18 protein-coding genes and 1 pseudogene are annotated in these 19,819 nt (G+C 63.1%); 14 read left to right on the top strand and 5 right to left on the bottom strand.

Going from position 1 to position 19,819, the window contains the following annotated elements:
* Positions 1 to 90: 90 nt before the first annotated feature.
* On the top strand, positions 91 to 918 hold the full coding sequence (locus ACPDZI_RS04940; protein WP_438834116.1) for an SDR family oxidoreductase: 828 nt from the start codon (positions 91 to 93) through the stop codon (positions 916 to 918).
* 144 nt (positions 919 to 1,062) lie between these two features.
* Here the strand turns inward: ACPDZI_RS04940 and ACPDZI_RS04935 are convergent, their stop codons facing one another.
* Positions 1,063 to 1,395, bottom strand: a complete 333-nt coding sequence (locus ACPDZI_RS04935; RefSeq protein WP_076362291.1) for a DUF1904 family protein — start codon at positions 1,393 to 1,395, stop codon at positions 1,063 to 1,065.
* Positions 1,396 to 1,482: 87 nt separating this feature from the next.
* On the opposite strand from ACPDZI_RS04935, the gene ACPDZI_RS04930 reads away from it, so the two are divergent.
* The 4 genes and pseudogenes from ACPDZI_RS04930 to ACPDZI_RS04915 all read left to right on the top strand — a co-directional run bounded on the left by ACPDZI_RS04930 (position 1,483) and on the right by ACPDZI_RS04915 (position 5,010).
* Positions 1,483 to 2,376: a TraB/GumN family protein gene (locus tag ACPDZI_RS04930; RefSeq protein WP_171280215.1), complete on the top strand. Its 894-nt coding sequence runs from the start codon at positions 1,483 to 1,485 to the stop codon at positions 2,374 to 2,376.
* A 132-nt stretch (positions 2,377 to 2,508) separates the two neighbouring features.
* Entirely contained in the window at positions 2,509 to 2,694 is a 186-nt protein-coding gene (locus ACPDZI_RS04925) for a DUF3149 domain-containing protein (protein ID WP_011704978.1), read from the top strand.
* A gap of 151 nt (positions 2,695 to 2,845) precedes the next feature.
* On the top strand, positions 2,846 to 3,424 hold the full coding sequence (smrA, locus tag ACPDZI_RS04920) for a DNA endonuclease SmrA (protein WP_438834115.1): 579 nt from the start codon (positions 2,846 to 2,848) through the stop codon (positions 3,422 to 3,424).
* A gap of 106 nt (positions 3,425 to 3,530) precedes the next feature.
* Positions 3,531 to 5,010, top strand: a pseudogene (locus tag ACPDZI_RS04915) (carboxypeptidase M32).
* Positions 5,011 to 5,079: 69 nt separating this feature from the next.
* On the opposite strand, the gene ACPDZI_RS04910 reads toward ACPDZI_RS04915, so the two are convergent.
* On the bottom strand, positions 5,080 to 5,481 hold the full coding sequence (locus tag ACPDZI_RS04910; protein WP_024944412.1) for a VOC family protein: 402 nt from the start codon (positions 5,479 to 5,481) through the stop codon (positions 5,080 to 5,082).
* 214 nt (positions 5,482 to 5,695) lie between these two features.
* On the opposite strand from ACPDZI_RS04910, the gene ACPDZI_RS04905 reads away from it, so the two are divergent.
* Both ACPDZI_RS04905 and ACPDZI_RS04900 read left to right on the top strand, forming a co-directional pair.
* Positions 5,696 to 7,270, top strand: a complete 1,575-nt coding sequence (locus tag ACPDZI_RS04905; RefSeq protein ID WP_438834114.1) for an AlkA N-terminal domain-containing protein — start codon at positions 5,696 to 5,698, stop codon at positions 7,268 to 7,270.
* Positions 7,267 to 7,743, top strand: a complete 477-nt coding sequence (locus ACPDZI_RS04900; protein ID WP_438834113.1) for a methylated-DNA--[protein]-cysteine S-methyltransferase — start codon at positions 7,267 to 7,269, stop codon at positions 7,741 to 7,743. Before ACPDZI_RS04905 ends, ACPDZI_RS04900 begins: the two co-directional genes overlap by 4 nt.
* Before the next feature lie 121 nt (positions 7,744 to 7,864).
* Here the strand turns inward: ACPDZI_RS04900 and ACPDZI_RS04895 are convergent, their stop codons facing one another.
* The 3 genes from ACPDZI_RS04895 to ACPDZI_RS04885 all read right to left on the bottom strand — a co-directional run bounded on the left by ACPDZI_RS04895 (position 7,865) and on the right by ACPDZI_RS04885 (position 11,505).
* A complete protein-coding gene (locus ACPDZI_RS04895; protein WP_438834112.1) occupies positions 7,865 to 9,724 on the bottom strand; it encodes a peptidase U32 family protein in 1,860 nt (619 codons plus the stop codon).
* A gap of 102 nt (positions 9,725 to 9,826) precedes the next feature.
* On the bottom strand, positions 9,827 to 10,435 hold the full coding sequence (locus ACPDZI_RS04890) for a LysE family translocator (RefSeq protein WP_187268081.1): 609 nt from the start codon (positions 10,433 to 10,435) through the stop codon (positions 9,827 to 9,829).
* Positions 10,436 to 10,563: 128 nt separating this feature from the next.
* On the bottom strand, positions 10,564 to 11,505 hold the full coding sequence (locus ACPDZI_RS04885) for a LysR family transcriptional regulator (RefSeq protein ID WP_438834111.1): 942 nt from the start codon (positions 11,503 to 11,505) through the stop codon (positions 10,564 to 10,566).
* A 203-nt stretch (positions 11,506 to 11,708) separates the two neighbouring features.
* Between ACPDZI_RS04885 and ACPDZI_RS04880 the strand changes: the two genes are divergently transcribed.
* The 7 genes from ACPDZI_RS04880 to ACPDZI_RS04850 all read left to right on the top strand — a co-directional run bounded on the left by ACPDZI_RS04880 (position 11,709) and on the right by ACPDZI_RS04850 (position 19,798).
* Positions 11,709 to 12,797: a ketoacyl-ACP synthase III gene (locus tag ACPDZI_RS04880; RefSeq protein ID WP_187268079.1), complete on the top strand. Its 1,089-nt coding sequence runs from the start codon at positions 11,709 to 11,711 to the stop codon at positions 12,795 to 12,797.
* A gap of 304 nt (positions 12,798 to 13,101) precedes the next feature.
* Positions 13,102 to 14,316 carry a methyl-accepting chemotaxis protein gene (locus ACPDZI_RS04875; RefSeq protein ID WP_438834110.1) on the top strand — a complete coding sequence of 405 codons (1,215 nt, stop codon included), beginning with the start codon at positions 13,102 to 13,104 and terminating at the stop codon, positions 14,314 to 14,316.
* Between the two features lie 9 nt (positions 14,317 to 14,325).
* The gene (locus tag ACPDZI_RS04870) at positions 14,326 to 14,694 is read left to right on the top strand and encodes a response regulator (RefSeq protein ID WP_011704967.1); all 369 of its coding nucleotides are present in this window, start codon (positions 14,326 to 14,328) and stop codon (positions 14,692 to 14,694) included.
* A gap of 14 nt (positions 14,695 to 14,708) precedes the next feature.
* Entirely contained in the window at positions 14,709 to 15,035 is a 327-nt protein-coding gene (locus ACPDZI_RS04865; RefSeq protein WP_146061032.1) for an STAS domain-containing protein, read from the top strand.
* A 26-nt stretch (positions 15,036 to 15,061) separates the two neighbouring features.
* Positions 15,062 to 17,275 carry a chemotaxis protein CheA gene (locus tag ACPDZI_RS04860; protein ID WP_146061031.1) on the top strand — a complete coding sequence of 738 codons (2,214 nt, stop codon included), beginning with the start codon at positions 15,062 to 15,064 and terminating at the stop codon, positions 17,273 to 17,275.
* Positions 17,276 to 17,290: 15 nt separating this feature from the next.
* Positions 17,291 to 19,213, top strand: a complete 1,923-nt coding sequence (locus ACPDZI_RS04855; RefSeq protein ID WP_187268076.1) for a methyl-accepting chemotaxis protein — start codon at positions 17,291 to 17,293, stop codon at positions 19,211 to 19,213.
* A gap of 12 nt (positions 19,214 to 19,225) precedes the next feature.
* The gene (locus ACPDZI_RS04850) at positions 19,226 to 19,798 is read left to right on the top strand and encodes a chemotaxis protein CheW (RefSeq protein WP_146061029.1); all 573 of its coding nucleotides are present in this window, start codon (positions 19,226 to 19,228) and stop codon (positions 19,796 to 19,798) included.
* Positions 19,799 to 19,819 lie beyond the last annotated feature (21 nt).

Raw genomic sequence — 19,819 nt, 5'->3', positions numbered from 1 at the left:
CGATTGGCCCGGTTTTCTTTTTCTGATCAGCGGGTTAACATGCAAAACCGCAGGTGCTTCTGCCTGCGCCGTCACCACAAGGATCCGCCCATGTCCCGCTTCGTTCTGATCACCGGCTGCTCCAGCGGCATCGGCCTGGCCGCCGCCAAGGCACTCGGCCAGCACGGCTACACCGTCATCGCCTCCGCCCGCAAGGCCGAGGATGTGGCGCATTTGCGCCAGCTGGGTTTGCTGGCGGTCGAGCTGGATCTGGCCAACGAGGCCAGCATAGCGCGCGGCGCAGCCGAGGCGCAGGCACTGGCTGGCGGCCGCCTGTATGGCCTGTTCAACAACGGCGCCTACGGCCAGCCCGGCGCGCTGGAGGATTTGCCCACCCAGGCGCTGCGCGAGCAGTTCGATACCAACCTGTTTGGCTGGCACCACCTGATTCGCCAGCTGCTGCCGGCCATGCTGGCGGCCGGCGAGGGGCGCATCGTGCAGAACAGCTCGGTGCTGGGGCTGGTGGCCATGAAGTATCGCGGCGCCTACAACGCCAGCAAGTTCGCGCTGGAAGGGTATACCGATACCCTGCGCCTGGAGCTGGCCGGCAGCGGCGTGCAGATCAGCCTGATCGAGCCGGGCCCCATCGACACCCGCTTTCGGGCCAATGCCCGCGCCGCCTTCCTGCGCCACATAGAGCCCGCCGCCAGCCGCCATCAGGCCGCCTACCAGCAGACTCTGAGCCGGCTGGAGCGTGAAGGGGGAGCCCGTGGCTTTACCCTGCCAAGCGAGGCCTGTATTGCGCCGCTGCTGCACGCACTCGGCAGCCCGCGCCCCAAACACCGCTACCCGGTCACCTTCCCGACCCGGCTGTTCGGGGTGCTGCGCCGCCTGTTGCCCAGCCGCCTGCTCGACCGGATCCTGGCCAAGTCGGCCTGACGGCGACCGCCTCGCCACCCGGCACACCCGCAAGCAGCCTGCAGCCAGGGGCGACGACGCGCATCGTCGCCTCTCGTCTCATCCCCACCAACCGGCACCAGAGTGGCTTGAATTAGCCAAGCCGCCATCCCTGGCAGTCCCCGCTCAGTAGTGCTGGCCGTTGCTGTAATAGCAGCTTTTGACGATGGGCAGCACCTGCACCACCACATAGGTCTGCTCCCCCAACACCGCTTTGAGGTGGCGGGTAATCAGCGCCGCGGCCGCGTCCTGCAGCTCCTGCGGGCGTTCGAACCAGACCAGCTCGACGAACGGAAAACCGGCCTCGACCTCCCCCTCGCGTACCCAGTGGCTGTCGACCCTCTCCAGGGTGACGAACTCCGGTTTGCCCCCGGTGAGGGCACAGAGATCCGCCAGCAGGGGGGCGCTTATCTGCTTGAGGGTGTCGACGGAGACGGCCCGAAAACGAAGGTGGGGCATGGGAAAACCTCTTGGCTGTGACAAATGAGGACTTATCATAGGGGTTATTGTGACGAAGAGAAGCCATCCGCTGACATAAGGTGCCCCATGAGACTCCATCGCCTGCTGCTCCCCTTCCTGCTCTGCCTGCTGCTGCCGCTGAGCGCCTTTGCCGACCCCGCCTTCTATAAGGTCAGCAAGGGCGATCAGCAGCACTGGCTGCTGGGCTCCATCCACGCGGGCAAGCCTTCGCTCTATCCGCTGCCCGACCCCATCGAGCGGGCCTGGCTGCAGAGCCGCGCCCTGGTGCTGGAGGTCGACCTGACCCACATCAGCCAGCAGCAGTGGCAGGAGATGGGGGCCATCACCCGGCTGGTGGACGGCAAGACCCTCAAGGAGCACGTGCCGCTCGATCTCTACCGGCGCACCATCATCGCCGCCGGCCAGAACGGCCTGACCGAGAACATGCTGGCCCCGCTGCGCCCCTGGTTCGCCGCCATCACCCTCACCCAGGCGGCGCTGGAGCGCACCGACTTTCGCAGCGCGCTCGGGGTGGATCAGCACTTCGCCAAGCAGGCAGGCGACAGCGGCAAGCCCATCATCGGCTTCGAGACCCTGCTCGAGCAGCTCGGCTACCTCGCCAGCGTCGGTGACAACCAGACCCTGATGCTGGAGAGCACCTTGGACGAGCTGCCCGAACTCGAGCGCGGCTTTCGCGAGGTGATGAAGGCGTGGGAAGAGGGGGACGAGGCGACCCTCATCAACCTGCTCAAATCGGAGATGGCACCGCCCAAACTGCAGGCCTGGCTGGAGCAGACCCTGCTGGCGGAGCGCAACCACAACTGGCTGAAGAAATGGTCCACCCTGCCGAACGAGAGCTTCATCGTGGTAGGAGCGCTGCATCTTTACGGCGACCAGGGCTTGCTCGCGTTGCTGGAACAACAGGGCTGGCGCATCACCCCGCTCACCGAGCCGGGTCCGCGCAAGCAGCCCCGCCAATAAGGCGCAGGCGGAGCCACATCGGCCCCGTCAGGGTCTTGATGTGGGAGGGCGCTCACAGATCCGGCTGCCGATTTAATAACCACGGAAGGACTTGATCGAGATCATCTCTTTGCTCCCAAAGAGGTATCTATCATGCCTGTCATCAATGGGATGACTGGAGTGCATGAGATGGAATTTTGGATGAACCTGATGTTCGGCAACAGCGTGGGACTGATGTCCATGTTGGTGATTATCGGTACCTTCCTGCTGATCAGTTCCTACGCGGCCTATTTCATCTACAAGGTGATGAACGCCAAGCCGCCGAAAGAGGGCCAATAAGCCTGCGTCAGGCGATCCCCGATCGCCTGATCCCGCCCTCGCCTCCTTTGCTCACGAGCTGAGCAACCCGTTGCCACCAGCGCGCCCGCCACTTTCAGATCCGCCCCCGCCCGCTATAATGGCCGCTCATTCCACCTGCGGGGAGCCTGCCGTGTCTCAAAACGACGAACTCTCACTGTTTCGCAATGAAGTGGCCGATGTGCGCCCCATTCGCAACGACCATGTCCGCCTCCAGACGGCCAGCAGCCCGACCGACGCCCAGCTGGCGCGGCGCCAGGCCGCCACCGCCGAACAACTCGCCCAGGATCACCTCAGCATGGAGGCGGTCGAGATGCTCGACCCCCACGCCATCGTCGGCTTCAAGCGTGACGGGGTGCAGGAGGGAGTCTACAAGAAGCTGCGGCTCGGCAAGTACGAGCTGCAGGCAAGCCTGGACCTGCACCAGAAGACCCTGAACGAAGCGCGCCAGAGCCTGGTGCAGTTCATCGCGGATTGCGAACTGCGCGACATCCGCTGCCTGCTGATCCTGCACGGCAAGGGAGAGCGCAGCACGCCGCGCGCCCTGCTCAAAAGCTATGTCAGCGCCTGGTTGCCGCAACTGCCGGCGGTGATGGCCATGCACAGCGCCGAGCGTCGCCACGGCGGCGGTGGTGCCCTCTACGTGCTGCTGCGCAAGAGCGAGCGCAAGAAGGCGGAGAACCGCGAACGCCACCAGAAGCGGCTTGGCTGACTGCCTGAGGGTGGCACCAGGGTGGATGGCAGTGCTAGCATCGGGCGGCCCCGAGCATGCCAGGTACGGGGTGCATACCATCAGGGACGATAACAAGGACAATCCCATGTCATACCAGAAACTCGAACAACATCAGCAACAACTGCACCGCCTCTCCCACCTCTCGGCCATCTGCGGCTGGGATCAGGCCGCCATGATGCCGGAGGGGGGCAACGAAGCCCGCGCCGAAGCCATGGCCGAACTGGGGCTGCTGATCCACCACAAGCGCACCGCCCCCGAGCTGGGCGACTGGATTGCCAAGGCCGAGAGCGAGCCGCTGGACGAGATCCAGCGCGCCAACCTGCGCGAGATCAAGCGCCACTGGCAGGATGCAAGCCTGCTGCCCGGGGATCTCGTGGAGGCGCTGTCGCTCGCCGGCAGCAAGTGCGAGCACGCCTGGCGCCGCCAGCGCAAGGAGAACGATTGGGCGGGCTTTGCACCCAACCTCACCGAGGTGGTGACACTCGCGCGCGAGGTGGCTCGCCTGCGTGCCGACGCGCTGGGGGTACGCCCCTACGATGCCATGCTGGCGCTCTATGAGCCGGGCATGACCAGCGCCCGGCTCGACGAGATCTTCGGCGATCTGACCGGCTGGCTGCCAAACCTGATCCAGACCGTGAGCGAGCAGCAAAAGCGCGAGTCGGTGCAGATCCCGCAAGGCCCCTTCCCCATCGCCGCCCAGCAGGCGCTCGGCCAGCAGGTGATGGGGCTGCTCGGCTTCGATTTTGCCCACGGCCCGGCTCGATGTGAGCAGCCACCCATTCTGCGGCGGGGTGCCGACCGACGTGCGCATCACCACCCGCTACAACGAGCAGGAGTTCGTCTCCAGCCTGATGGGCATAGTCCACGAAACCGGTCACGCCCGTTACGAGCAGGGCTTGCCGCGCCAGTTGCTGGGCCAGCCGGTGGCCGAGGCGCGCTCCATGGGCATTCACGAGAGCCAGAGCCTGTTCTGCGAGATGCAGCTCGGCCATGATCCCGCCTTCCTCACGCTGCTGGCGCCGCACATTCGCGCCCACTTCGGCGAGCAGGCGGCGTTGGCGCCGGCGAACCTGGTCAAGCTCTACAATCGGGTCGAGCCCGGCCTTATCCGGGTCGATGCGGACGAGGTGACCTACCCGGCCCACGTCATCCTGCGCTACGAGCTGGAGCGCGACCTTATCGAGGGGCGCATCGAGGTGGCGGACATCCCCGCGCTGTGGGACGCCAAGATGCAGCAGTGGCTGGGGCTCTCCACCCAGGGCAACTACCAGAATGGCTGCATGCAGGACATTCACTGGACCGACGGCTCGTTCGGCTACTTCCCGAGCTACACGCTCGGCGCCATGTACGCGGCGCAGCTGCGCTTCGCGCTCGAGCGGGAGCTCGGCAACATGGGCGAGCTGATCGCGGCGGGCCGCCTGCCGGAGATCTTCGCCTGGCTGGGTCGTCACATCTGGTCCCAGGGCAGCCGCTACGGCACCGACGAACTGGTCAGCCGTGCCACCGGCGAGGCGCTGAACCCGCACTGGCTGCGCCGCCATCTGGAGCAGCGCTATCTGAAGTAGGGCCAGAGCGCCCGCCAGCAGATAACAAACGGGGCCTCACGGCCCCGTTTTTCATGGCAACACGGCGCGTCAACGCCCGTCCGGCACGCCGACAAACTCGCGCAGCTGCAGGATGTTGCCCTCGGGGTCGAACGCATTGCGCACCACGAAACCGGGGCCGGACCACTGCTGCGGCAGCAAGCCGCCACCGAGATCGGCCGCCTTCGCTTCCGCCCAGGCGAGGCTTGGCACGGTAAAGAACAGCTTGATGGCGCCCTGCTCGCGCAGCTGCGGCGGCGTGGTGATGACCACCTGCTCGGCATAGGGGGCGGGGATTGCGTGCAGCAACAGCTGGATGTCGGCATTTTCCTGCACGATCAGCTCGTCACTCTGGCTGCGGATCTCCATCTGCAGCAGGGTACGATAAAAGTGGCTCAGCAGGCCGGGATCCCTGGCATAGATCAGGGCGCCGGCACGTGCGGGTCCTGGCATGGCTCTCTCCTCCTTGGATGTTGTCACCCCAGATTCGCACACTTGCCCCGCCAAACCGATCTGTTTTTCATGCCCTGTAGTCGCGGGTGCGGCGTCGGTTTTATTTCAATTGCTGTCCGTTTCTGACTAGTCATCGCCTTCGTTCCTGCTTAGTCTCTCACTCATCCGGGCCGCCGCGCCCCCCCCCCCCCGTTTTCGGCGCAAGGAGCCAGCGATGCCAACAGATCACGCCATGACGATGCCGCCGGCCACAGAGCATGAGTCAGGCCTGCCGCTCAGCGCCGAGCAGTGCCATGCCGCCCGCTTGGCCCGCGATGCGCGCTTCGACGGCCGCTTCTTTACCGGCGTGCTCTCCACCGGCATCTACTGCCGGCCTGTCTGCCCGGCGCGGCCGCCGCACGAGCACAACGTGCGCTACTTCCAAAGCGCCGCCGCAGCGGAGCAGCACGGCCTGCGCCCCTGCCTGCGCTGCCGGCCTGAGCTCGCGCCCGCCGCCCCCGGCGATCTGCCGCCGACGCTGGCACGCCTGCTGGCCCGAATCGATCGCGGCGAGCTGGCGGAAGGCTCGCTCACCACGCTGGCGGAACAGGCCGGCATCAGTGAGCGCACGCTGCGCCGCCAGTTCGAGCAGCACCTCGGCGCTTCGCCGAAACAGGTGGAGCAGACGCGCCGGCTGCTGCTCGCCAAGCGACTGCTGACCGAAACCCGGCTGCCCATCACCGACATCGCGTTTGCGGCGGGCTTTGCCAGCATTCGCCGCTTCAACGACGCCTGGCAGCAGGCATACGGCTTGGCGCCGCGGGCCCTGCGCCGTCAAAGCGAGCCAGCCGGCGACGACGCCGCCCTGACGCAAGCGCCCGAGGAGGGGGCGATGCTCACGCTACAACTGCCCTACCGCCCCCCTTACGACGTGGCGGCCATGCTGGCGTTCTACCGGCTGCGCGCCATTCCGGGGTTGGAGCGGGTGGATGGCGAGGTCTATGAACGCTGGCACCGGGTCGGCGATCAGGTCGCGCGGGTGCGCATCAGCCAGGGCAAGGGGCACAGCCTGCAGCTCAGCGTCCATGATCTGCCGCCCGCCGCGCTGCCGGATCTGCTGTATCGGGTGCGCCGGATGTGGGATCTCGATGCCGACATGCAGCGCATCGGTGCACGACTCGGGCAGGATCCGCTGCTGGCGCGTCTGCAGGCGCGCTGGCCGGGAGTTAGGCTGCCCGCCGGCTGGGATGAGTACGAGGTGATGCTGCGCGCCATCGTCGGCCAGCAGGTGTCGGTCAAGGGGGCCATCACCATACTCGGACGGCTGGTGGCACGTACCGAGGCGCAATTCGGGGTGGCGCAGTTGCCCACCCCTGCCCAGCTGTGCGAGCTCAACCTGGACGGCATCGGCATGCCCGGCAGCCGGATCAGAACGCTGCAGGGGCTGGCGCTGGCGCTGGCCAGCGGCGAGTTGAGCTTGATCAGCGCCAGCGATGAACAGCTGCTGGCGCTGCCCGGTATCGGCCCCTGGACGGTCGCCTACTGGCGGCTACGCTGCGGGCTGGATCCGGATGCCTTCCCCGCCTCGGATCTGGTGCTGCAAAAAGCGCTGGGGGGCGGCGCCAAGTTGCCGGTGAAAGCGGTATTGGCCCACAGCGAATGGTGGCGGCCCTGGCGCGGCTACGCGGCGAGCTGGCTGTGGCATGCCATGAGCGAGGAGCCGGCTCTGTTGGCCGAATCGGCACTGCTGACCGAGCCGGTACCAGGCGGCACAGCAAGCGACAATCAAGCAGAGGAGACAACCCCATGATCCGCTACGATATCTTGCCCAGCCGCTGCGGCGATCTGCTGGTGGCCATCGACGAGCGCGGCCTGCTGCACGTGGACTTCGTGGCGGGACTGCGCGCGCTGCCCGACATGAGTGGCTGGCGACAGGACAAGGTGGCGCTGGCCCCTTTTCTCGCGCAATTTGAGGCCTATTTTGCCGGCCGCCTGCAACACTTCACCCTGCCGCTCGCACCAAGAGGCACGGCGTTTCAGCAAGCGGTCTGGCAGGCGCTGTGCGACATCCCCTACGGCGAGACCCGCAGCTACAGCGACATCGCCCGCGCCATCGGCAAACCCAATGCGGTGCGGGCGGTGGGCGCCGCCAACGGCCGCAACCCGCTCTCGATCATCATCCCCTGCCACCGGGTGATCGGCCAAAACGGCAGCCTGACCGGCTATGCGGGGGGCTTGCCCATCAAGCAGGCGCTGCTCACGCTGGAAGGGCTCTCCTGTTGACGACACGGCGCCCACTCACAGGCGCTCGGCCAGCCAGCCGTGGAACCCGAGCGCCTGAAAATAGCGCCGCCCAACGCCAAAGCCCGCCGCCCGCAGCAGGTATCGGGAGAGGTGAGCTTCATCAACGCTTCAAACTCCCCATCACATGCATTTCGCAGCGGTGGCAGTCAAACCGCAGACGGAAGGTGTCCTTGCCCATCTTGAGCTCCAGCGGCTCGGCCTTGAGGCCCGGCACCTCGTTCGGGCAGAGGTTCTGGCTGTAGCGGATGCAGTGTTTGGTGATCATCAGCACCACCTCCCGCTCCTCCTTGTTCGCCTCATAGGCGGGCGCGATGCGCTCCACCCCGTGCTCGCGGAAGAACTGCTCGGCCGCGCCGTTCAGCACGTTGCCAAGGTAGGAGAGACGGTGCTGGGGATAGTGGATATCCCGCAGCGCGATGCGTCGCTCGGGGCGCTGGTAGCTGGCCATACGCGCCGCCTCCAGCGCGGCGATGGCATCCCGGCGCAAACCATTGAGCATTGATGCGGCAACGAATAGCGGGTGAGTAAACGCCAACTCAATCTTGCGCGCCACAAACAGGGTATTGCCGAGTTTGCCAAGTTGGTCGCGCGCCTGTTGCAGCGCCCGCTCCGGATTGTCGGCAGCCTGTTTGTCGCAAGGCAGGGTCACCGCGGCGCTGATGCCCTGCTCGTCGGTGAGCGTGAGGCACAAGCCCTCCTCGCACTCTGCCAGCACCATATCGACCCGGATGCGGCGATCCGCGCTCGCCTTCTCCAGCATCTTGCTGAACGCCTGATCGTGGTTGCGGTAGATTTCTGTCCCCACCTTCAGCCCCGGCATGCGTTCTGACAGGAGTAACTGCTTACCTTCGACCTTGTTGAGGCGCATCCCCACCAGCTCGTTATTCGGCTTGAAGAAGCCCAGACCGTCGCCGTTGTTGAGGGTGACCTGTTTGCCATCGATCTCGATACCGTCACGGGTCACCTTGGTGACCCGCCCCAGCGGCTCGCCCACGTATTTCGGGCTCTTGGTGGAATCGATCCCGGGCTGGCGACCATGGAGGAAGTAATCGGTGCTGCCGCGGTTGAAGCTCTTTTTGGGGTCAGGCGTGAAGCCGTAGCTGCAACGGCCAGCAGAGGCAGCCACCAAATCGGAGCGACTATCCAGAATGGCGTCCAGCTTCTGCCGATACCAGGCGGTGACGTTTTTGACGTAGTCGAGCCCCTTGAGACGCCCTTCAATCTTGAAGGAGCGGATCCCCACCTCGATCAACGCCTCCAGGTTGTCGGTCTGATCCATATCCTTGAGGGACAACAGGTGGCTGTCGGCCACCAGCACCTCGCCATCCGGCTTTTGCAGCGAGCAGGGCAGGCGGCAGAGCTGGGCACATTCGCCACGGTTGGCGCTGCGGCCGGTGCGGGCATGGCTGATGTTGCACTGACCGCTGTAGGAGACGCAGAGCGCGCCGTGGATAAAGAACTCCAGCTGCACATTGGTCGTGGCGCTTATCTCGCGGATCTGCGCAAGGGACAGCTCGCGCGCCAGCACTACCTGGGAGAAGCCCGCATCCTGCAGGAATTTCACCTTCTCCGGCGTGCGGTTGTCAGTCTGGGTACTGGCGTGCAGCGCGATGGGTGGCAGATCGAGCGCCAGCAGCCCCATATCCTGCACGATCAGCGCATCGGCACCGGCTTCGTAAATTTGGTGGGTCAGGCGCCGGGCCTGCTCCAGCTCGTGATCGTGCAGCAGGGTGTTGAAGGCGACGAAGACCTGGGCACCGAAGCGATGGGCGTGGCGTGCCAGCGCTTCGATATCTTCAATGGTGTTGCCCGCCGCGCTGCGGGCGCCAAAGGCAGGGCCGCCCATGTAGACGGCATCGGCGCCGTGGTTGATGGCTTCGATGCCGTAGGCGAGGTTCTTGGCCGGAGCCAGCAGCTCCAACCGGTTGTTGTGGCTTAACGGGTGCTTGTTCTGGTGCATGGTCTCGGGATCAGGGCGGACAGCAAATGGGCGCTACTCTAGGGCATTGCCACCCTCCCCGCCTTGATCCCGCTTAAGATCACCGCAAAATACAGGATTGGATCAGAGCACCACCTTCAAGGCCAGCCCCAGCAGCACCAGACCGCTTACCTTGTCGATGACGAAGGACTTGGCCTTGAGCCAGGCCAGCACGGGACCACGAGAGAGCACCAGCGCCACCAGCACGTACCAGACAGCGTCGATCCCGCCGGCGGTCAGCATCATGATGCCGCCCTCGCGCCAGCCGGTGTCGGCATGCACAAACTGGCTGAACAGGGCGATGAAGAAGACCGCGAGCTGGGGGTTGAGAAAGGCCACCATAAAACCTTCAAAGGCGCCTTGCCGACCGCGCAGCTGATGCACCTCTTCACTCGCCTCCCCCTTGGCGGGTTTGACCAGCAGCGCCTTGACCCCGAGCCAAGCGAGAAACGCGGCGCCGCCGTAGCGAATAACGTCAAACAACAGCGGGGTCTGGGTGATCAGGATGGCCAGACCCAAAGCCGTGATCAGCGCATAGATGCCGACTCCGAAGCCGTGGCCAAGCGCGGTAGCCACGCCGTGCCCCTGCCCTCCTTGCACCGTATTGCGGATGATCAGCGCCAGGCTCGGCCCCGGGCTGATGGCGCCCATCACGCAGATTGCGGCCAGTGCCAGCCAACTCGTCAGTTCCATGGTGTTCCTTGTCTCAAGCGGAATATGAATATCTGCGCTCAGGGTAAAGGGCCCCAGGTTATGCCAGAAGTGAAAGTTGGGAATAGAACCCATAGCCAACGGCTATAGGCCAACACAAGCGTCTGTTGCTAGCGGGGCGGGTTCAACACCTTGCGGCTCGCCGCCACTGTGCGCTGCAGGTGTTCGCGCAGGAAGGGATAGGCCAGTTCGCGAAACCACTTGTGGGCCGGATCCTGATGGTGGCGCTGGTGCCACAGCAGATGATACTGCTGGGTACGGCTGACAAACGGCAGATCACAAAAGTGCAAGGCGTGCTCGCAAGAGAGCTGCCAGGCAATGTGAGCTGGGGTGGTCAGCAGGCAGTCGGTGCGCAACAACACCTCCACCGCAGCCTGAAAGAAGGGCACTCGGGCAAACCAGCACCGGGACAGCCCCTGCGGTGCCAGTACCTGTTCCACCGGGCTGTCCTTGTCACCCCCGCCGCTCACCTGCAGATGAGGCCAGGCGAGGTAATCATCGAGACTGAGCGGGCGCCCCGCCAACGGATGGTGGCTACCCATCAACACCACCAACCGATCTTCCCCCTGATGCAGGCCGCGGATCTGATCCGGCACCAGTTCGGTGATGGTGGAAACCATGTCCAGCTCGGATTGCCACAGCTGCGGTAGCAGGCGCTTGTCCCACAGGCTGTACTCCAGCGCCGCCAGCGGCGCCTCCCTGGCCAGCGCCGCGCAGATATCCGGCAGGATGTGCTGGGCCACGTAATCGGAGGAGGCGAGCCGGAACACCCGCTCGCAGCGGCTCGGGTCAAAACCGGGGGCCTCGTAGAGCCGCTCCAGCGCACCGAGGGAATCCGCCAGCTGGGCAGCCAGCGCCTCGGCCCGTGGCGTCAGCAGCCAGCGCTGCCCCTCCCGCACCAGCAACTCGTCGCCAAACTCGCTGCGCAGCTGGCCCAGCTGCTTGCTGATGGAGGGTTGGCTCAGGTGCAGCAACTCCGCCGCCCGGCTGATGTTGCGGGTCTCCAGCAGCACCTTGAGGGTGGGCAGCAGATTGAGATTGGCTCTGTGCAAGGGGGGAGTTCCATCCAGTGGCGAAAGCCCTATCTTAGGGCAGCCAAGCCCTGTGGTTTAAGCGAAATTTCCCGTGGGCCCACGCAACCTGGCGTGGCCCTGCTGCCAGATAACCATGACCACAAGATGACAGTGGTTGCCCCGTGCGGCATAATTGCGCGATTTTCCGCCCGCGGGCGATCCACTTGAGAAGCGGTAACAAGATGAAATACGCCAATATCACCGGCTGGGGCAAATGCCTGCCTCCCTCCGTACTGACCAACGACGACCTCAGCACCATCATGGATACGTCGGATGAGTGGATCTACCCGCGCACCGGCATCAAGGCTCGCCGCATCTCCCACGTCAGCACCTCTGATCTGGCCACCCTGGCCGGGCGTCGTGCACTGGCCTGCGCCGGGCTGGAAGCCAGCGACCTCGACGGCATCATCCTGGCCACCGCCACGCCGGACAACCTGCTGCCGAGCGCCGCCTCCGCGGTGCAAAAGAAGCTGGGCGCCGTCAACGCTGCCGTGTTCGACCTCAACGCCGCCTGCACCGGTTTCGTCTATTCCCTCTCGGTTGCCACCTCGCTGGTACAGACCGGCATGATGAAGAAGGTGCTGGTGATCGGCGCCGAGCGACTCACCTATCTGCTGGACTGGGCCCGTCGCGATACCGCCGTGCTGTTTGGCGACGGTGCCGGCGCCGTGGTAATCGAGGCGAGCGAGCAGGAGAGCGGTCTCATCGCCAACAAGCTGGGCTGTGACAGCGAGGCCCGCGAGATCCTGCACGTGCCGAACTTCGGCACCGACCGGGTGCGTTTTGCCGACATCGACGGCCTCTTCACCTTCAACTTCGAAGGCCAGGAGATCTTCAAGCGGGCCGTACGCGGCATGGGCGAAGCCACCAACACGGTACTGGCGCAGGCCGGTATCGCTCCGGAGCAGATCGACCTGATCGTGCCGCACCAAGCCAACATCCGCATCATCGAGACCCTCGCCAAGCGCATGAACGCGCCGATGGAGAAGGTGATGGTCAACATCGAGCACTACGGCAACACCTCCGCCGCCACCGTGCCCATCGCCCTTTGCGAGGCACTGGAGCAGGGCCGCGTCCAGCCGAACAGCTATCTGCTGACCGCCGCCTTCGGTGCCGGCCTGACCTGGGGCGCCGCCATCATCAAGTGGGGTGATCGTGTTACCCCCATCAACAAGTGCGAGGCGGAGCTGCCGCCGTGCGACAAGAGCGCGCTGGAGCTCATCGCCCATGCAGTGGAAGGGTGCCAGAAGGCCCACGCCGACGAAGCGTAAATCTACACATACAGCACCAGGAGCCTGCCAATGCAGGCTCTTTTTATTACCGCGCCCAGCACTCCTCTCCGCCTCCCAGGCTCCGGCCCTCTCACCGCTTCGGCTCCCGACGATGGCCCCATAACAATCGCCATATTCCAGTTTTCTCAGTAACGCCCCCCGAATAGGACCAATTTGTAGCCAGCCCATTTTTTTGCGCTAACCTTACTGAGCTATTGATAAGTAGCAAGTTGGCGCTTGGGTTCCCTACCTGAGGGAACGGCGGTTCACCTTCTTCCATCCATATGCAGGGGCAAGTTCGCGTATGACAGATAACACAAGGGCACACTCCTCCTCTTTCTGGGAGCCTGTCAGCTGGGCCTGCGGCCTTGGCCTGGGCCTGTTCAGCACCCTGCTGCTGGTACTTGCGGGCAGCCCCTTGCCTTATATGCTGGCCAACCTGGTGCTGGCCGTGGCTGCCGCCCTGTGGAGTGCCCGCCACTACCATGCCAAACCTGCCGGCCAGCCCGATGAACAAGAACAGACTCCGTCATGGTCCGCTGCCGGGCTCAACCACTCCATCATCGGGCTCGAGCAGGTGTGCGAAAAGGCCGTGCCCATCTGGTCGCAACAGATTGAAAACTCTCGCCAGCAAACCGAAGGGGCCATGATTGACCTCACCCAGCGCTTTGCCGGGCTGACCACCAAGCTGGAAGAGGCGGTCGCCGCCTCCCACAACGCCGCCGGCGATCTGGGCGGCGAGAAATCCGCCGGCATGGCCGCCGTGCTGGCCGAGAGCCAGGCCCAGCTCAACCAGGTCGTCGCCATCATGCACTCCACCCAGGCCAACCGTGACGCCATGCTGGCAGAGATAAAAACCCTCACCGCCTACACCATCGAACTCAATACCATGGCACTCGACGTGGCCAAGATAGCCTCCCAGACCAACCTGCTGGCCCTCAACGCCGCCATCGAGGCAGCAAGAGCCGGTGAAGCGGGTCGTGGCTTCGCGGTGGTGGCAGACGAGGTGCGCACCCTGTCGCGCCTCTCCAGCGAGACCGCCCAGAAGATGACCGACAAGGTCGATACCATCAACACCGGCATCGGTCGGGCCTTCCAGATTGCCGAGAGTGCAGCAGGGCGGGATCAGGCCGCCGTCAGCGACGCCGAACACGCCATCGAACAGGTACTGGAGCGCTTTCGGATGGCCGCCACCAGCCTGGCGGAGTCGGCAGCCCTGCTGCAGAGCGAGAGTACCGGGATCCACCGTGAGATTTCCGATGTCATCGTTTCGTTACAGTTCCAGGATAGAGTCAGTCAGATCCTTGGTCATGTTCGTCAAAACATGGACAGCCTCAACGATCACCTGATCTCGTCGCGCACCAGAACGCACCAGTCCGGCCCCATCCAGATCGATGTAGAAAGCTGGCTCGCAGACATGGAACTCTCATATGCCACCGATGAGCAGCGCAATATCCATCACGGTCGCAAAACCCCGACGGCAACCCCATCCAACAATGCTGATGTCACTTTTTTCTAGGAGAGAGATATGGCCAAAACAGTCCTGATCGTGGATGACTCGGCAACCATACGCCAGGTCGTCGGCATGACGCTCAAGGGAGCCGGTTATGAGGTGATGGAGGCTTGTGACGGCAAGGACGCCCTCAAAAAACTCGACGGCAAGAAGATCAACCTCATCATCAGCGACGTCAACATGCCGAACATGGACGGTATCAGCTTCGTCAAGGAGGCCAAGAAACTGGCCAGCTACAAGTTCACTCCAGTGATCATGCTGACCACCGAGTCCCAGGACAGCAAGAAGCAAGAAGGACAGGCTGCAGGAGCCAAAGCCTGGGTGGTCAAGCCGTTCCAGCCGGACCAAATGCTGGCTGCCGTCGCCAAGCTCATCATGCCCTGAGCCGGGAGGCATTCATGCCGCTGCATATCGAAACGGGTGAAGAAAAGACAGTTGTGGCCATTGCTGGTGAGATGACCATCTATACCGCAGCAGAACTCAAACAGGCGCTCACCCCCCTGCTCTATCGCCAGCAAGAGCTGGAACTGGATCTCTCCCAGGTCAGCGAAATGGACAGTGCCGGCCTGCAACTGCTGCTGGCCGCCAAGAAGACGGCGCTGCAGGGCGGCTATCCGCTGCATCTGGTCATGCACAGCCATGCGGTACTCGATGCCCTTGAGCTGTGCCAGCTGGCAATCTTCTTCGGCGATCCCACCCTCATCCCCCACCCCGATCACGCCTAGCCGGTTCCGCGAACAAGGAGTCATTCGTGAGCATCAATCTTGATCAGGCCCTGCAAACCTACATCGCCGAGGCGCGTGAGCTGCTCGAGGAGATGGAGTCCGCACTGCTGACGCTGGAAAACGAGCCGGACAATAGCGAGCTCATCGGCGCCATCTTCCGAGCGGCCCACACCATCAAGGGCTCCGCCGGCCTGTTTGGCCTGCAACCCATCGTCAGCTTCACCCACATCGTCGAGGATCTGCTCGATCAGGTGCGCAACCAGCAGTTGGCGATCAGTGAAGCACTCATCAAGGATCTGCTGGAGAGCCGGGATCACATCGAACGCCTGGTCAGCCTAGTGGCCGAACAAGGGGAAACGCTCGGTGCGGATGAACAGGCTCAGGATGAGCAGCTGCGGCACAACCTGGCACGCCATCACACCACCAGCCAAACCGGCCTGCCGGAACGCAACCCACCAGCCGAGACCAGTCCGGTCAGCAAGGAGGAGGGTCATGTCAGCGCCACGTCTCTGTGGCACATCTCCCTGCGCTTTGGCCCGGATGTGCTGCGCAACGGCATGGATCCCACCTCTTTTCTGCGCTACCTCGGCACCATGGGTACCCTCTGCGCCATCGAGACCATTCACAGCTCACTGCCCGATTGGGAACATTTCGATCCGGAGAGCTGCTACTTGGGCTATGAACTCGATCTGGATACCCAGGCCGACAAGAATGCCCTGAGCGATGTGTTCGAATTCGTACGCGATGACTGTCGCATCACCATTATCCCGCCCCACAGCAAGCTGGCCGAGTACATCGACCTCATCAATGCCCTGCCGGAAGACAACGAGATGCTGGGGCAGCTGCTGGTCAAGACCGGCGCCTTGACGGCCAGCGAACTGGTACTCGGACTGCAAGCCCAGCATGAACAGCCGCAGACCGACGCCGGCAAACTGGGAGAGATCCTGATTGCCCAAGGTGCTGTCAGCGAGGTGGTGGTGGATGCCGCGCTCAAGAAACAGAGCCAGAACAAGGAGAGCAAGAACAAGGAGGGGCGCTATGTTCGGGTACATGCCGACAAGCTGGATGACCTGATCAATCTGGTGGGAGAACTAGTGGTCGCCAGCTCAGGAGCCAACCTGCTGGCCCAGCGTTCACGGGACAGCCAGTTGCAGGAGGCCAACTCCACCATAGCCATGCTGGTCGAAGAGATCCGGGATGGTGCGCTGCGCCTGCGCATGGTGCCCATCGGCGATACCTTCAACCGTTTCCAGCGGGTAGTGCGGGATGTCAGCCATGAACTGGACAAAGACATCGCCCTGGTCATCACCGGCGGCGATACCGAACTGGACAAATCGGTGGTGGAGAAGATCGGCGACCCCTTGATGCACCTGGTACGCAACGCCATGGACCACGGCATCGAATCGGCTGAAAGAAGGGTGGCCGCCGGCAAGCCGGCACGGGGTACCCTGACCCTCAACGCCTATCACGACTCTGGCAGCATCGTCATCGAAATTCAGGACGATGGCGCCGGCCTCAACAAGGCCAGGATCCTGCAAAAGGCACAAGAACGCGGCCTGGTAACCACCAATGCCACCCTGACGGATCAGGAAATTTATCAACTCATTTTTGAACCCGGCTTCTCCACGGCGGAGGCCATCACCAATCTCTCCGGCCGCGGGGTGGGCATGGATGTGGTCAAGCGCAACATCCAGGCCCTGCGGGGCAGTGTCGAACTCGACAGCAAACCCGGCCTCGGCACCCGGGTCCAGATTCGGCTGCCGCTCACGCTGGCCATCATTGATGGTTTTCTGGTGCGCGTCAGCACGACCCACTACGTCATCCCCCTCGACATGGTGATCGAATGCGTGGAGCTGACCCAGAGTGCGCTGGCCGATACCCAGGGGCGCAACTACATCAATCTGCGCGGCGAAGTGCTGCCGTTTGTCCGGCTGCAACACTATTTTGACGTTGAAGGTACAAGAGGTCGCCGGGAAAACATCGTGGTCGTCAGCCACGGCGGCAAGAAATCCGGCCTGGTGGTCGACGAGCTGCTGGGTGAATTCCAGACCGTCATCAAGCCACTCGGCAAGCTGTTCCAGCGCCTGCAGGGGATCAGCGGCTCCACCATTCTGGGAGGCGGTGAAGTTGCCCTCATTCTGGATATCCCCTCTCTCATTCAGCACGCCATCGAACAGGAGCTGGGCCAGCTGAGCCAGTACGCCATTCCACGTCTGCAAACCCAACCTAGAGTCAATTAACGCCAGGAGCCTGTCATGTTCAAAAACTCCACCATCAAACTGCGACTCACCATTTTGCTCTGCCTGCTCTGCGCACTGCTGCTGGGAGTGGGAGCATTGGGACTCTACAACATGCAGAGCAGCAACACTGGGCTGCAGCGGGTCTACAACGATCGGGTAGTGCCGCTCAAACAGCTCAAGACCATTTCCGACAATTATGCCGTCGCCATCATCGACAACGTCAACAAAGCCAATGCGGGCCTCATCAGCGCCGAAGAGGCGCAGCAGCAGATCAAGCATGCCCAGCAGCAGATCAAACTGGAGTGGCAGCATTATCAGGCCACCAAACTGACCGAAGCCGAGCAGAAGCTGTCAGCCGAGGCCAACAGCCTGTTCAGCGCGGCGGATCGGGATATCACTCGACTGGAAGCATTTCTCTCGACCCAGCGCGGTGTCGTCACCGGCATGCTCAACGAATTTGACGGCAAGCTTTACAGCTCCATCGATCCCATCGGTGGCAAGATAACCGAGCTGGTCAGCCTGCAACTCGACGTAGCCAAATCCGAGTACGAGCAGGCGCAGGCCTGGTACGACGTCATGCTGCTCACCATGCTGGCGGTCGTTGCCGCAGGCATGGTGGCTGCCGCCTGGTTTGGCATTGTCCTCATCCGCAGCATCATCTCCCCCATCAACCAGGCACTGCAGGTAGCCAACCATCTGGCCGAAGGCAACCTCGACGTCACCATCGATATTGGTGCCCACGACGAAGCCGGACAGCTGCTGCTGGCCATGCAGAACATGGTCAACAAGCTGACGGCACTCATCAACGACATCGAGACCCTGGTGACTGCCGCCGTCGAGCAGGGAAACTTCAGTTACAAGATCGAACTGGATGGACGCCAGGGCTACATCAAGCGGCTGTCCGAACTGCTCAACCGTCTATCCAACGTAACCGACACCAGCCTCAACGATGTGATGCGCATCGCCACTGCCCTGTCGCGGGGTGATCTGACCCAGAAGATAGAACAACCCTATCCGGGCATTTTTGGTCAGACCAAGGATGGCCTCAACAGCACCATAGAAGCGCTGACCGCCATCATCGAAGAAGTGCGCAACGCCGCTGACAACCTGACCAATGCCTCCAACCAGGTCAGCACCACGGCTCAGTCCCTGAGCCAGGCCACCAGCGAACAGGCCGCCAGCGTGGAAGAGACCAGTGCCTCCATCGAACAGATGAGCGCCAGCATCAACCAGAACACCGACAACGCCAAGGTCACCGACAACATGGCGAGCAGTGCCGTGCTCGAAGCCACCGAAGGCGGCCGCTCAGTCCAGCAGACGGTGGCAGCGATGCAGCAGATCGCCCGCAAGGTCAGCATCATCGACGATATCGCCTACCAAACCAATCTGCTGGCACTCAACGCCGCCATCGAGGCGGCGCGGGCAGGTGAACACGGCAAAGGCTTCGCAGTGGTGGCCGCCGAGGTTCGCAAGCTGGCCGAACGCAGCCAAATAGCGGCGCAGGAGATAGGCGAGCTTTCATCGAGCAGCGTCGATACTGCCGAGAAGGCGGGCAGCCTGCTCGACAAGATCGTGCCCTCCATTCGCAAGACCTCCGACCTGGTGCAGGAAATCAATGCCGCCTCCGGTGAGCAGGCCAGCGCTGCCAACCAGATAAGCCTTGCCATGAGCCAGCTCAACCAGGTGACCCAGCAAAACGCCGCCAGCAGCGAGGAGCTGGCAGCCACGGCCGAAGAGATGAGCTCTCAGGCCAACGAGCTGCAGCAAACCATGGATTTTTTCTCGCTGGAGAACCCGAACAAACCGGCCAGGGTCCACGAGAGCGGACATAAAGGATTGCCCCCCAGAGGCAAATTTGTCATGCCGACCCAGCACCCACTGCACGGCAATACGGCAGCGCAACCTCAGGTTGACGAGGCCGATTTTGTCCGTTTTTAACCGGAGAGCCCCATGAGCATGTCTACCGAAGTGGCCGTCCAGCCCGGCACGCTGGCCCTTGATAACCAGGGCGATGCCCAATACCTGACCTTTCTCATCAACGGCGAGATGTTTGCCATCAACATTCTCGGGGTCAAGGAGATCATCGAATACGGCAACATCACCCCCATCCCCATGATGCCAAGCTTCATCCGCGGCGTGATCAACCTCCGGGGAGCCGTGGTCTCGGTGGTGGATCTCAACGCCCGCTTTGGCAATGCCCCCTCCAGCATCACCCGCCGCAGTTGCATCGTCATTATCGAGGGAGTGCATCCGGACGATCCGGAACACGGCAATCAGGACATCGGCGTGGTGGTGGACTCCGTCTCCGAAGTGCTGACCATTCCCTGCAATGAGATAGAGCCTCCACCGAGCTTCGGGGCTCGCATCCGGGCGGACTTTATCAGCGGCATGGGCAAGGTAAATGGCAAGTTCGTCATCCTCATCAATACCGAGAAAGTGCTCTCCATCGACGAAATGGCACAGCTCAGCGAACTGACCCAGCAGCAGGAACGGCTGCTGGAACAGAAACCACAGACACCGTGATTCAGACGTAGCAAGCAACAA

The organism is Aeromonas oralensis, from assembly GCF_049665575.1.
GTDB classification, from domain to species: Bacteria; Pseudomonadota; Gammaproteobacteria; order Enterobacterales; family Aeromonadaceae; genus Aeromonas; species Aeromonas hydrophila.
The sequence above is the reverse complement of the archived record's forward strand: the minus strand, read 5'-3'. Positions and strand labels throughout refer to the sequence as shown.

Bases quoted from the DNA above. Each gene is read 5' to 3' on its own strand.
- ACPDZI_RS04870 (WP_011704967.1), top strand. From the start codon at position 14,326: ATGGCCAAAACAGTCCTGATCGTGGATGACTCGGCAACCATACGCCAG.
- ACPDZI_RS04900 (WP_438834113.1), top strand. From the start codon at position 7,267: ATGATCCGCTACGATATCTTGCCCAGCCGCTGCGGCGATCTGCTGGTG.
- ACPDZI_RS04930 (WP_171280215.1), top strand. From the start codon at position 1,483: ATGAGACTCCATCGCCTGCTGCTCCCCTTCCTGCTCTGCCTGCTGCTG.
- ACPDZI_RS04910 (WP_024944412.1), bottom strand. From the start codon at position 5,481: ATGCCAGGACCCGCACGTGCCGGCGCCCTGATCTATGCCAGGGATCCC.
- ACPDZI_RS04865 (WP_146061032.1), top strand. From the start codon at position 14,709: ATGCCGCTGCATATCGAAACGGGTGAAGAAAAGACAGTTGTGGCCATT.
- ACPDZI_RS04895 (WP_438834112.1), bottom strand. From the start codon at position 9,724: ATGCACCAGAACAAGCACCCGTTAAGCCACAACAACCGGTTGGAGCTG.
- ACPDZI_RS04880 (WP_187268079.1), top strand. From the start codon at position 11,709: ATGAAATACGCCAATATCACCGGCTGGGGCAAATGCCTGCCTCCCTCC.
- ACPDZI_RS04935 (WP_076362291.1), bottom strand. From the start codon at position 1,395: ATGCCCCACCTTCGTTTTCGGGCCGTCTCCGTCGACACCCTCAAGCAG.
- ACPDZI_RS04940 (WP_438834116.1), top strand. From the start codon at position 91: ATGTCCCGCTTCGTTCTGATCACCGGCTGCTCCAGCGGCATCGGCCTG.
- ACPDZI_RS04925 (WP_011704978.1), top strand. From the start codon at position 2,509: ATGCCTGTCATCAATGGGATGACTGGAGTGCATGAGATGGAATTTTGG.
- ACPDZI_RS04875 (WP_438834110.1), top strand. From the start codon at position 13,102: ATGACAGATAACACAAGGGCACACTCCTCCTCTTTCTGGGAGCCTGTC.
- ACPDZI_RS04890 (WP_187268081.1), bottom strand. From the start codon at position 10,435: ATGGAACTGACGAGTTGGCTGGCACTGGCCGCAATCTGCGTGATGGGC.
- ACPDZI_RS04855 (WP_187268076.1), top strand. From the start codon at position 17,291: ATGTTCAAAAACTCCACCATCAAACTGCGACTCACCATTTTGCTCTGC.
- ACPDZI_RS04850 (WP_146061029.1), top strand. From the start codon at position 19,226: ATGAGCATGTCTACCGAAGTGGCCGTCCAGCCCGGCACGCTGGCCCTT.
- ACPDZI_RS04905 (WP_438834114.1), top strand. From the start codon at position 5,696: ATGCCAACAGATCACGCCATGACGATGCCGCCGGCCACAGAGCATGAG.